This is a genomic window from Blautia sp. MCC270 (assembly GCF_018785605.1).
Taxonomy (GTDB): Bacteria; Bacillota; Clostridia; order Lachnospirales; family Lachnospiraceae; genus Blautia_A; species Blautia_A fusiformis.
Window position 1 is genome coordinate 19,245 of the sequence record NZ_WQQD01000013.1, and the last position, 11,979, is coordinate 31,223.

Below are 11,979 nucleotides of genomic sequence, written 5' to 3' on the forward strand. Positions count from 1 at the left end.
CAGTTTTTTATCATTATGTCTGTTTTGATAAGTTTTTATTCTGTATGCATTTCTGCTGTTTTGTTTCTGGCGGCAAAATTGCGGATGGCGTTGTCGATGCTTCCGTACAGTACGGTTGCGGTATCATCTGCGATTTCGCGATAATCTTCGCGCATGCCGTTTTTGATCCAGTCCAGCATGATCCCTACAAAGCTGTATTTATACAGATCTGCGATAAAAATTTTCTGTTCATCCGTGATGGGGATGTCTTTTGATTTTTCTGTTACCACGCCCATAAGAAGATCGCAGGTAAGCTGGAACAGATAATTCTCGATCTGTTCCCGTCCCACACAGCGGTATACATTTAAGATAAACGGCTTGTTTTCCATCACGGCATCAAAGATCTGCAGAAGCCCTTCATGCCAGGTGGAAGAGGTTTTTTTGCCCTGAAGGGCAATTCTGGCATCTTCCAGACAGCACCACTCCACAAGATCATAGATATCCTTGAAATGATAGTAAAAAGTCATGCGGCTGATCCCGCAGTCTGTAGTCAGGTCGTTGATGGTGATCTTATCTAAAGGCTTCTTAAGAAGCAGATGTTTCAGGGATTCTTCCAGGGCAAGCTTGGTTGCGTTTGTCATGTCTTGCGGCCTCCTTTGGCAAGGTTATAGTTATTAATATAACATGAAAGTGCACAGAAAATCCATGTTAAACAGTGACTTTTCTGTGAAATTATGATAAACTGGATCTGGAATATTTTGCGGAACAGAACGGAGTGTACTATGAAGAAAAAATCAGTTTGTATCCTGCTGATCTTTGCTGCCGTGATAGTACTTACTTATGTGACAGGAGAATCCTATTACAGAGGAATCAGTGAAAAAGCAGGGTTGGATAAACAGGAAGAGAAAATATATAAATACCAGTACGACATGATCGTGGACAGCCCCGATTCCCAGTTCTGGCAGGCAGTATATGACAGTGCGAAGAAAAAAGCAGCTCCCAATAATGTACTGATTGAGATCATGGGGCCGGACAGAGAAACATCCTATGATAAACTTGATTATATGAATATGAGCATTGCGGCCAAGGCGGATGGTATTATCCTGCAGTATAATGGAGAAGCCGGTCTGGAAGAAGCAATCGATACTGCAGTAAGAAACGGAATACCGGTGGTTACAGTCATGAGTGATGCGGTGCACAGCCGCCGCCAGAGCTTTGTGGGAGTCAGCGATTATCAGCTTGGCATGGCTTACGGGGAAATTGTTGCCAAATACGTGGATGAGAACACGAAGAAGATCCTGATCCTGCAGAAACGGGACATTGATGATATGAACGAAAGTCAGATATACACTCAGATCAGCAATGCGGTGAAGATGGCAGCTGGTTCTGAGGATATTGAGATCAAGGGAAGGAATCTTCTGTCAACAGGAACCTTTGAAACAGAGGAGGCAGTTACTGATATTTTTCAGCAGAAGCGGAATGTTCCGGATATCCTTGTGTGTATGGATGAGGAGACAACGGAGTGTGCAAGACAGGCAATTCTGGATTTCAACCTTGCAGGAAAAGTGAAGATCATTGGTTATTATACATCTGAGGATATTCTGGCGGCAGTTGAAAAAGGTGTTATTTCAGTTACCTGTGATGTGGACACGACCCAGCTGGGACAGTACAGTGTGGAGGCAGTTACCAGCTATATAGAAGATGGAAGAACCAATTCTTTCTACAACGTAGACATTAATTTTCTTGACAGAACAGCAGTGGAGAAGATGAGGAGGGAGGCAGTCACAGATGAAAAAGATCCGTTGGAGTGACTTTTCTCTTGTAAGCAAGATCATGATCGAGGTTGGCGTGCTGGCAGTTTTACTGTTCAGCATCAACATGCTGTTTTATGCGCGGATCAACAACTCCATGCAGGAGATGGATGATGTGTATGCCAGCAATGCCCAGATCACAGAGCTTGGGCAGGTTTTTGACGATGTGCAGGACAGTATGTACCAGTATCTGAAGGTAAAAAACTCTCAGGCACTGATGGATTATTATCAGAATGAGGCGAAATACAGGCAGGAGCTGGAGAAGTTAAATGAACGGAATATTGATGATTCCGTAAAACTTCTGGAGAAGAAGATACGTAAGATGTCGGAATCATATCTTTCCTGTACCGCAGGAACTGTAGCTGCCAAGAGAGGCAGGAATGTGGAGAAATATAAGCAGGAATATGATGAAAGTCTGGAGCTTTACAGTTATATCCAGAGTTCTATGGATGAGCTGAACAAGCAGCTTTTTAAAGAAAATTCCCAGACTTATGCAGCTCTCCGGGCGGTTATGAGATATCTGGAGATCAGTAATATGATGATCATGCTTCTGGTGGTGATCTGTGGAATGTTCCTTCTGATCATGGCAACAAGGGAGATGTTCCTGCCGCTGACTAATATGGCAGAAACTGCACAGCTGGTAGGTCAGGGGAATTTTAATGTAAAGATGCCCCCAGCAGATTCCAGGGATGAGCTTGGAATGGTAACAAGAGCCTTTAATACCATGGTGGATAATCTTGGTCTTTACATTGCCAGGACAAAGGCTAGCATGGAAAAAGAACAGCAGATGATAGAGAGGGAGCTTTTGATGGAAACACATCTCAAGGAGGCACAGCTTAAGTATCTCCAGTCTCAGATCAACCCGCATTTCCTTTTTAATTCCCTGAATGCAGGAGTACAGCTTGCAATGATGGAGGATGCAGAAAAAACCAGTATCTTTGTGGAAAAGATGGCAGATTTTTTTCGCTACAATGTAAAGAAGGGTGAGGAAGATGCCACACTGGAGGAAGAACTGGAGGCTGTGGACAATTACATTTATATTCTGAATGTACGGTTTGCCGGGGACATCCATTTTTCAAAAAAAGTGGAATGTGATGTGGAAAATGTACGTGTTCCCAGTATGATCCTGCAGCCGGTTGTGGAAAACGCAGTCAATCATGGAATCCGGAATATAGATTGGGAAGGACATATTGATCTCAGTGTGGAGAAATGGAACGACCATATTGAGATCAGTGTTCGGGATAACGGACTGGGCATGACCGGAGAACAGATACAAAGAGTACTGTCAAAAAAAGTCCACAGCAGTTCAGGCGAGGGTGATTCCACGGGAATCGGAATGAATAATGTGATCAGCCGTCTGGAACTGTATTATGAGCGGGACGGATTAATGGAAATATACAGTGAAGGTGAAGGAATGGGAACAGAGGTAGTGATCAATATTCCTCTGGAGAGGAGCGAAAAAAATGTACAGAATCCTGATTGCTGATGATGAGGGGATCATGCTGGAATCCCTGAAAAATATTATAAGTTCCAACTATGGAAATGAATGTGAGATCCATACAGCCAAGACAGGCCGTGTGGTTGTGGAGGAGGCGGAGAAATATCCGCCGGATATCTGCTTTATGGACATTCAGATGCCGGGCTTAAGTGGAATCCAGGCAATCCGGGAAATTCAGAAATTTAACAGATCTGTGGTCTTTGTGATCATTACAGCCTATGATAAATTTAATTATGCCAAGGAAGCGGTAAATCTTGGAGTTATGGAATTTCTTACCAAGCCGGTAAACAAAAAGGTGATTCTGGAAATATGCTCCAAAGCTATGGAAAAGGTAGATTCCACAAGACAGAAGCGAAGCGATGATCTCCGTATCCGTGAAAAACTGGAGACAGTTGTGCCCATGATCGAAAGCGGATATATCAATAATATTCTTCTGCAGGATGATTTTCAGACATATCAGGATAATTACAGGGAGCTTCTGGATATCCGGGAAGAATATGGATATATGATCGTGGCTGAATTCGGGGATTCCACGGAAAATGGCGTTCTTACCAATGCGGTGGGGGCCAGTGTGAAGGCAAACAAATTTTATTCCACATTCCGGGAAATCGCTCAAGGATTTTTTGAATGTCTGGTAGGACCCATTATGGGAAACCGTATTGTACTGCTTGTTCCGTACCGTAATTCCAGGGAGTCCTATGAGGAACGTGTGGAGGTTGTAACAAGAACCAGAAACATGGTACATAAGCTGGAAAGCAGGATCGACAGTAAATTTCGCTGTGGTATCGGCCGGGTGAAGGAGATGGGAAGCACCATGAAAGAATCCTTCAAGGAGGCTATGATCGCACTTCGGGAAAGCACCAGCCATGTGATACATATTGAGGATGTTCCGGCTGCACAGAAATATGACGGCGAATATCCAAGAGATCTGGAACGTCGCTATGAAAAGCGGGTGATGGATAAGGATGTGGCAGGAGCTTTAAGCTGTGCCGAGGAATTTATCCGGTGGATGGAGAAGCAGCCGGGAGTAGATCTGGAGGACATGCGCATCAAGATCCTGGAGCTTGTGATGGGAGTGGAAAAAAAGGCCTTTTTTGCAGGTACCGTGAAATATGCGATCAGCTGCCGCAGAAATTATATTCATGAGATCCAGGAATATACAGATATAGAAGGAATGAAAAAATGGTTCCTGGGCAAAACATCAGAAATCTGCAGTAACATGGAAAGTGCAAGGGAAAAAGAAGCGGTTTCTATTATCGAAAAAGCAAAGTCCTATATTCGGGACAATTACAAAAAAGATATTTCACTGGATGAGGTGTCACGGGAGGTGGATATCAGCCCTTATTATTTCAGCAAGCTTTTTAAGCAGGAGACCGGAGGAAATTTTATCGAGTATCTTACAGAAGTGCGGCTTCGCAATGCAAGAGAACTTCTCAAGGATTCAGGGCTTTCCATCAAGGAGATCTGTGCGGAATCCGGATACAGCGACCCCAATTATTTCAGCAGGATATTCAAAAAATACGAAGGCGTGACACCAAGTGAATTCAGAGAGAGGTTGAGGTAGACAATATGAGCGGGGGGAAAATGATCAGGAAGCTGTTGATCTTGCTGTGTCTGTTGACATTGATGCTGAATGGCTGCGCTTCCGAAAAAACAAAGCAGACAGCTGCACAGGAAAACGATACAGAGGAAGACAGTGGTGAAAAGAAAATTCAGATCGGTCTTACAGTGGATTCCTTTGTTATTGAGAGGTGGATTCGTGACAGGGATGCATTCGTGGCAACCGCAAGGGAATTGGGAGCGGAAGTGAATGTTCAGGATGCGGGAGCAGATACAAAAGAGCAGATCAGCCAGATCGACTATTTTATCAAGAAGCATATGGATGTGATCGTGATCATTGCCAGAGACTGCAAGGCATTATCTGAGGCTGTGGAGCGTGCCCACAATGTAGGAATCAGGGTGATCTCCTATGACCGTATGGTAAATGATGCGGATACAGACATGTATATTTCCTTTGATAACCGGAAAGTCGGAGAGGTCATGGCACAGTCCATGATGGAAGCGATCCCTAATGGCGGAAAGATTTTTATGGTTCAGGGATCTGCTTCAGATAACAATGTGGACATGGTAAAAGAGGGATTTGAAGACACTCTGAAAAACAGTGATCTGAAGGTGGTTTACGAAGCCAACTGTGAGGGCTGGGTCGCGGAGCTGGCAGCAGATTATGTGGAGGAGGCACTGGAAGAGTACCCCGATGTAAAGGGAATCATGTGTGGAAATGATGATATTGCCAGCCAGGTGATACAGGTTCTTGCGGAAAACCAGCTTGCCGGACAGGTGATCGTGGTAGGCCAGGATGGTGATCTGGCTGCATGTCAGCGTATTGTAGAAGGAACCCAGTACATGACAGCATTTAAATCTATCGAAGATCTGGCATGCCAGGCAGCTGAATATGCAGTGAAGATGGCAGAAGAGGGAAAGCTTCCGTCAGATGTGACAGATACCATGAACGATGGAAGCTATGATATCCCGGCGAAGGTGCTGGAACCGGTTGCCGTTACAAGGGATAATATTGATGAGGTGATCATTGACGGCGGTTTCCACAGAAGGGATGAAGTATATCTCAATACAGATTATGATACAGAGTAATGCAGAACAGATTGCATACCGGCATATATGTGGTGGTGAAATTCTGCAAGTAATGTGGCAGTGTAGCCATATGTGCAATAATACACAATTATGACAAAAATCAATAGCAGATTTTTGGTGCAAAAATGTCTTGCCTGATGCAGGGCATTTTTCTTTTACAAAAAAATGTCTCTGTTATTGCCAACTATGTCCAGACAGTCCTGTGCTATAGTAACATCATCAAAGGAAACGTGATTCCAAAAACAAATAATGAAACGGAGGATTTTACAATGAAAAGAAAAATGGTATCTGCACTTCTTTGCGCAACAATGGTAGCTGGTATGGTGGTAGTTCCGGCAGCAACAGCACAGGCAGCAGACAAGAAACTGATCGGTGTTACCATGCCGACCAAGGATCTCCAGAGATGGAACCAGGATGGCGAGAACATGAAGAAAGAGCTGGAGGCAGCAGGATATGAGGTAGACCTTCAGTATGCATCCAACGATGTAAGCACACAGGTTTCCCAGCTTGAGAACCAGGTAGCAAACGGATGCGACCTTCTGGTTGTGGCATCCATCGATGGAAGCAGCCTTGGCGAGCCTCTGAAACAGGCCAAAGAAAAAGGAATTCCGGTTATCTCCTATGACCGTCTTCTTATGAATTCTGATGCAGTTTCCTATTATGCAACATTTGATAACTACAAAGTAGGACAGAAACAGGGCGAGTACCTGGTAGACGCACTGGATCTTGATAATCAGGATGGACCGTTTAACATCGAGCTGTTCACAGGAGATCCTGGTGATAACAACTGTAACTTCTTCTTCGGTGGTGCAATGGATGTTCTCCAGAAATACATCGATGACGGTAAGCTGGTAGTAAAATCCGGACAGACAGAGTTCGAGCAGGTTGCTACCGCAAACTGGGATAGTGCAAAAGCACAGGACAGAATGGATACCATCATCGCAGGTAACTACTCTGACGGAACAAATCTTGACGCAGTTCTCTGCTCCAATGATTCCACGGCACTTGGTGTTGAGAATGCACTGGCAGCTTCCTACACAGGAGAATATCCGATCATCACCGGTCAGGACTGTGATACACCGAACGTTAAGAACCTTGTAGCTGGAAAACAGGCAATGTCCGTATTTAAAGATACAAGAGCTCTTGCATCTGCAGTAGTAAAAATGGTTGACTCCATCATGAAAGGTGAGGAGCCGGAAGTAAACGATACAAAATCCTATGACAACGGAACAGGTGTCATCCCGACATACCTTTGCGACCCGGTTGTTGTTACAACAGATAACTACAAAGAAATCCTGATCGATTCCGGATACTACACAGAGGATCAGATCAAATAATCAGAATTTTTAAGAAAGAAATTTATCACATGCAGGCGGGGAATATAACCGCCTGCATGAACAGTGGAAAGGGAGGGAAATTAAGTTGGCTAAGATACTTCTGGAAATGAAAAATATCACCAAAACTTTCCCAGGTGTAAAGGCACTGGACAACGTTAATCTCCAGGTTGAGGAAGGCGAGATCCACGCACTGGTAGGTGAGAACGGTGCCGGTAAATCTACATTGATGAATGTATTAAGTGGTATATATCCGTACGGCTCGTATGAAGGAAATATTATTTACGATGGTGAGATCTGTAAATTTAACACCATCAAAGACAGTGAACATAAAGGAATTGTGATCATTCACCAGGAACTGGCACTGATCCCGTATATGACTATCGGTGAAAACATGTACCTGGGCAATGAAAGAGGCAGGAGCTTTTCCATTAACTGGAATGAAACTTATGGGGAAGCAGATAAATATTTGAAAATAGTGGGACTGGAGGAATCCTCCAGAACTTTGATCAAGGATATCGGTGTAGGTAAACAGCAGCTGGTTGAGATCGCAAAGGCACTTGCAAAGAATGCAAAGCTGCTCATTTTGGATGAGCCTACCGCATCACTGAACGAAGATGACTCCAAAGCTCTTCTGGATCTTCTTCTGAAATTCAAGAAGCAGGGAATGACCTCTATCATCATTTCCCATAAATTAAATGAGATTTCCTATGTGGCAGATAAGATCACAGTTATCCGAGATGGATCTACCATTGAAACACTGGATAAAAAGAAAGACGATTTTTCTGAGCAGAGGATCATTCAGGGAATGGTTGGACGTGAGATGACAGACCGGTTCCCGAAACGTCCAAATGTAAAGATCGGCGATGTTTCCATGGAAGTTAAGAACTGGAATGTTTACCATCCTCTGTATACAGAACGTAAGGTGGTAAATAACGTATCCTTTAAAGTACATAAAGGAGAGGTTGTCGGTATTTCAGGACTGATGGGAGCAGGACGTACAGAATTGGCCATGAGTATTTTTGGCAAAAGCTACGGAACTAAGATTTCCGGCCAGGTGTTCATGAATGGAAAAGAAGTGAAGCTGAATACAGTTCAGGAGGCTATTGACAACAAGCTCGCCTATGTTACAGAGGATCGAAAAGGAAACGGATTGATCCTTTCCAAGTCCATAAAGATGAACACTACGCTTGCAAACATGTCCGGTATCAGTAATGGAAAAGTGATCGATACGGATAAAGAATACGCAGTTGCTGAGGAATACAGGAAGAAACTGAAAACCAAGTGTCCGACAGTTGAGCAGAATGTCGGAAACCTGAGCGGTGGTAATCAGCAGAAGGTCCTTCTTGCAAAATGGATGTTTGCAGAGCCGGATATTCTGATCTTGGATGAACCTACAAGAGGTATTGACGTAGGTGCCAAATATGAAATCTACTGTATCATCAATGACCTGGTCGCAGCAGGAAAATCTGTGATCATGATCTCTTCTGAGCTTCCGGAAGTGCTTGGAATGTCAGACAGAATCTATATCATGAACGAGGGCAGATTCGTAGGTGAGGTAAGTGGTGAGGAAGCTACATCTGAGCTGATCATGTCCAGGATCGTGAAGTCAGGTAAAGGAGAGTAAGAAGATGGAGAAAAAGATTAGTTTTTCAGAAATATTAAAAAAATATACCATGGTCATTGTTCTGGTATTTGTTGTGATCATGTTTTCTGTGAACACAAAGGGCGTTATGCTTCTTCCGCAGAATGTAAATAACCTGGTAGCCCAGAATGCATATGTATTTATTCTTGCAACCGGTATGCTGTTCTGTATTTTAACAGGTGGTAACATCGATCTGTCAGTTGGTTCTGTTGTATGCTTTGTTGCTGCTGTCGGTGGTAAGATGATGGTTCTCAACAGTATGAACCCGTATCTCACTATGATCGTGATGCTTCTTGTGGGTATTGCCATTGGTGCATGGCAGGGATTCTGGATCGCTTATGTACGAATTCCTCCATTTATTGTTACTCTGGCAGGTATGCTTGCTTTTCGTGGCCTTTCCAACGTAGTTCTGGAAGGACAGACCCTGGCCCCGATGCCGGATGCTTATCTGGCTCTGTTCAATAACTATATTCCGGACTTCCTTGGTGGAGGTGAAGGATTTAACAGAACATGTTTTGTAGTTGGCATTATTGTCTGCATCGTCTATGTTGCACTTGTTATGAAAAACCGTGCAGACCGTGCAAAAAAAGGCTACAGTGTTGAGTCTTTCGGTGGTGTTGCAGTGAAGATGGTTCTGATCTGTGTAGTTGTTCTTGCATTCATGTTCAGACTTGCTCAGTACAAAGGTATCCCGAATTCCCTTCTCTGGGTTGTAGTGATCATCGCAATCTATACATACATTGCTTCCAAGACTACAACAGGTCGTTATTTTTATGCAGTTGGCGGTAATGAGAAGGCAACAAAGCTTTCCGGTATTGACACAAACAAGGTTTATTTCCTTGCTTACCTGAACATGGGCCTTCTGGCAGCTATTGCAGGTATGGTGACAATGGCCAGACTGAACTCATCCAACCCACAGGCAGGTACAAACTTCGAGATGGATGCGATCGGTGCATGTTTCATCGGTGGTGCTTCTGCTTATGGTGGTACCGGTACAGTTCCCGGTGTTATCATTGGTGCCCTTCTTATGGGTGTTCTGAACCTTGGTATGAGTATCATGGGTATTGACCAGAATATCCAGAAGGTTGTCAAAGGTATGGTTCTTCTTGCAGCCGTTATCTTCGATGTTGTAAGTAAGAGAAAATCCTTTATCGTAAAATAATAAAAATGAATGAAGTTTAGCAGCAGGCTTTCGGAAAGATTTGAAGCCTGCTGCTTTTTGTATAGGAAATTATTCTGCAACAAGATTCTTTTTTTGCTGTTGTTTTATGTGAGGGTTTTTTGCCAGATTTTGTGGTTTTATGGGGGATATGCTTGTTTTTGGGGGAGCGTTATATTATAATAAGGGAAAGTTAGTGATTTACGATTTTGTGTTGTCGGGAGGCTGTGATGGGAAATACAGTGACGATTTGTTTTGCGAATAATAAGGGCGGCAGCGGAAAGTCCACCAGCTGTTCAAATGTAGGTGCGGCACTGGCCGGTATTGGGAAGAAGGTTCTTCTTGTGGACGGCGATATGCAGCTGAATCTTTCCCTTTCATTTTTTGATGAAGAAGAAGTTCTGAAGATGGCTGCCGGGGAAAAAAATCTCTACTATGCCATTGGTCATCAGTCGGATCTCAGCGATTTTATCGTGCATACGAAGTATGAGAATCTGGATCTGGTTCCGTCGTCTACGCTGATGAGTTCCGTGGAATATGAGCTTTTTACGAAATGGCAGAGAGAATTTATCCTGCGGAAATGCCTGCAGAAGATCAAGGATTCCGGGGTGTACGATTACATTCTCATCGATGCACCGCCGACTCTTGGCGGCTGGGTGATGAATATCCTGTGTGCATCGGATTACGTTCTGGTTCCAGTGGAGGCCAGCCCGTGGGGCATGTTTGGGCTTGCAAATATGTTTGATTTTCTGAATGAGGTCCGTGAGATCGCTCCGGCGCTTCAGGTTCTGGGAATCGTGGTGACCAAGGCAGATGCCAGAAAGAATTATTTCAAACAGACCATGGAGACTTTGAAAGAGATGGAAGGAATCTATCTTTTCGAATCCTTTATCCGTGTGGACAGCTCTATCGAATGGTCACAGGACAGCAGCGAGCCGGTTGTGGAATTCAAAAAAAGCAGCCGCAGCGCAAAAGAATACATAGCATTGGCAGAGGAGGTAATGGATCGTGTCAGTAGGTAAAGCAAGTATCGCAAGAGCAGTAAATGCAGAGAAAACAGCAAAGACAGAAGAGAAAGTTACAGAGGTAAAAGTGACAGAAAAGCCGACAGAAGTAAAGACAGAAACAGGAGAGAAAGCTGCTGAAAAAACAGTCGAAAAGAAAACCACAGCGAAGGCTCCGGCAAAGAAGACCACAGCAAGGAAAGCAGCCACAACAAAAACAACAGCAAAGAAAACCACCACCAGAAAGACGACAACACGAAAAACTGCAGCTAAGAAAACAGCCGCCGCAGAAACCACAACAGGAACTGTAGCTCAGAATGTGATCAGTGGAGGAAACGCCGATGAACTTCAGGCCAAGTTCCTCACCCCAAAGAAAGACGAGCCGGACAACAACCAGCCGGTAGGAATCAAGGATGAACTTCCGGTTTATCTGCTGTAATTGTAATACAGAAGGAATATTCACAAAGTTCATTAAAAAAACTGTCGCAGACTCTGTGCCATAATCCAGACACAGCGTTTGCGGCAGTTTTTATATATTGCTACATCCAGTGGGACAGCGAAGCGCCTCCCACGTCCGTCTGCAACCAGTCAACATTCAACCCGTTCCGGCATGAAACACCAGGCGTGCCCAAGAGGGTGGGAGCTTTAGCGTTGGGACGAAAAATCATTCCGACAAGCTGCACGCCCCAAACTGCGGAAAATCTGTCCCGAATTCAGTTGGCGTAGCCCGCTACGCCGCCCTCATCCGAAACAGATTTTCCACAGTTTGTGACGCACATCTTGCCGAAAGCATTTTTCGTCCCAACGCTAGGAGGGTCTTCGGGCCAATGCCATTTAGATAGAACATTTTGTAGATGATTCTTTATGTTACATTCTGTAATGTTTTGATATTTGGAGTGC

At 44.2% G+C, this 11,979-nt stretch carries 11 protein-coding genes; 10 read left to right on the plus strand and 1 reads right to left on the minus strand.

Going from position 1 to position 11,979, the window contains the following annotated elements:
- Positions 1-35: 35 nt before the first annotated feature.
- Positions 36-620, minus strand: coding sequence for a TetR/AcrR family transcriptional regulator (locus GPK58_RS04645; protein WP_215638285.1), 585 nt, complete (start codon positions 618-620; stop codon positions 36-38).
- Between the two features lie 141 nt (positions 621-761).
- Between GPK58_RS04645 and GPK58_RS04650 the strand changes: the two genes are divergently transcribed.
- From GPK58_RS04650 to GPK58_RS13310, 10 genes are all read left to right on the plus strand, one after another.
- Positions 762-1,790, plus strand: coding sequence for a sugar ABC transporter substrate-binding protein (locus GPK58_RS04650; RefSeq protein WP_215638286.1), 1,029 nt, complete (start codon positions 762-764; stop codon positions 1,788-1,790).
- On the plus strand, positions 1,768-3,276 hold the full coding sequence (locus GPK58_RS04655) for a sensor histidine kinase (protein ID WP_215638287.1): 1,509 nt from the start codon (positions 1,768-1,770) through the stop codon (positions 3,274-3,276). The genes GPK58_RS04650 and GPK58_RS04655 overlap by 23 nt, the downstream gene beginning before the upstream one ends.
- A complete protein-coding gene (locus GPK58_RS04660; protein ID WP_144096175.1) occupies positions 3,254-4,852 on the plus strand; it encodes a response regulator transcription factor in 1,599 nt (532 codons plus the stop codon). Before GPK58_RS04655 ends, GPK58_RS04660 begins: the two co-directional genes overlap by 23 nt.
- Positions 4,853-4,857: 5 nt before the next feature.
- The gene (locus GPK58_RS04665) at positions 4,858-5,937 is read left to right on the plus strand and encodes a sugar ABC transporter substrate-binding protein (RefSeq protein ID WP_242981972.1); all 1,080 of its coding nucleotides are present in this window, start codon (positions 4,858-4,860) and stop codon (positions 5,935-5,937) included.
- Between the two features lie 308 nt (positions 5,938-6,245).
- The gene (gene chvE / locus GPK58_RS04670) at positions 6,246-7,274 is read left to right on the plus strand and encodes a multiple monosaccharide ABC transporter substrate-binding protein (protein ID WP_227574350.1); all 1,029 of its coding nucleotides are present in this window, start codon (positions 6,246-6,248) and stop codon (positions 7,272-7,274) included.
- Positions 7,275-7,359: 85 nt separating this feature from the next.
- Positions 7,360-8,898 carry a multiple monosaccharide ABC transporter ATP-binding protein gene (gene mmsA, locus GPK58_RS04675; protein WP_022426669.1) on the plus strand — a complete coding sequence of 513 codons (1,539 nt, stop codon included), beginning with the start codon at positions 7,360-7,362 and terminating at the stop codon, positions 8,896-8,898.
- A 4-nt stretch (positions 8,899-8,902) separates the two neighbouring features.
- The gene (mmsB, locus tag GPK58_RS04680; RefSeq protein ID WP_215638288.1) at positions 8,903-10,078 is read left to right on the plus strand and encodes a multiple monosaccharide ABC transporter permease; all 1,176 of its coding nucleotides are present in this window, start codon (positions 8,903-8,905) and stop codon (positions 10,076-10,078) included.
- 227 nt (positions 10,079-10,305) lie between these two features.
- Positions 10,306-11,097, plus strand: coding sequence for a ParA family protein (locus GPK58_RS04685; RefSeq protein ID WP_215638289.1), 792 nt, complete (start codon positions 10,306-10,308; stop codon positions 11,095-11,097).
- On the plus strand, positions 11,084-11,518 hold the full coding sequence (locus GPK58_RS04690) for a hypothetical protein (protein WP_092070216.1): 435 nt from the start codon (positions 11,084-11,086) through the stop codon (positions 11,516-11,518). The genes GPK58_RS04685 and GPK58_RS04690 overlap by 14 nt, the downstream gene beginning before the upstream one ends.
- 238 nt (positions 11,519-11,756) lie before the next feature.
- Positions 11,757-11,921 carry a DUF6783 domain-containing protein gene (locus tag GPK58_RS13310; RefSeq protein ID WP_334300129.1) on the plus strand — a complete coding sequence of 55 codons (165 nt, stop codon included), beginning with the start codon at positions 11,757-11,759 and terminating at the stop codon, positions 11,919-11,921.
- Positions 11,922-11,979: the final 58 nt, after the last annotated feature.

Excerpts from the sequence above, each read along its gene's own strand:
- GPK58_RS04645 (WP_215638285.1), bottom strand. The coding sequence starts at position 620 with ATGACAAACGCAACCAAGCTTGCCCTGGAAGAATCCCTGAAACATCTG.
- GPK58_RS04685 (WP_215638289.1), top strand. The coding sequence starts at position 10,306 with ATGGGAAATACAGTGACGATTTGTTTTGCGAATAATAAGGGCGGCAGC.
- chvE (WP_227574350.1), top strand. The coding sequence starts at position 6,246 with ATGGTAGCTGGTATGGTGGTAGTTCCGGCAGCAACAGCACAGGCAGCA.
- GPK58_RS04655 (WP_215638287.1), top strand. The coding sequence starts at position 1,768 with ATGAAAAAGATCCGTTGGAGTGACTTTTCTCTTGTAAGCAAGATCATG.
- GPK58_RS04660 (WP_144096175.1), top strand. The coding sequence starts at position 3,254 with ATGTACAGAATCCTGATTGCTGATGATGAGGGGATCATGCTGGAATCC.
- GPK58_RS04650 (WP_215638286.1), top strand. The coding sequence starts at position 762 with ATGAAGAAAAAATCAGTTTGTATCCTGCTGATCTTTGCTGCCGTGATA.
- mmsB (WP_215638288.1), top strand. The coding sequence starts at position 8,903 with ATGGAGAAAAAGATTAGTTTTTCAGAAATATTAAAAAAATATACCATG.
- GPK58_RS04665 (WP_242981972.1), top strand. The coding sequence starts at position 4,858 with ATGAGCGGGGGGAAAATGATCAGGAAGCTGTTGATCTTGCTGTGTCTG.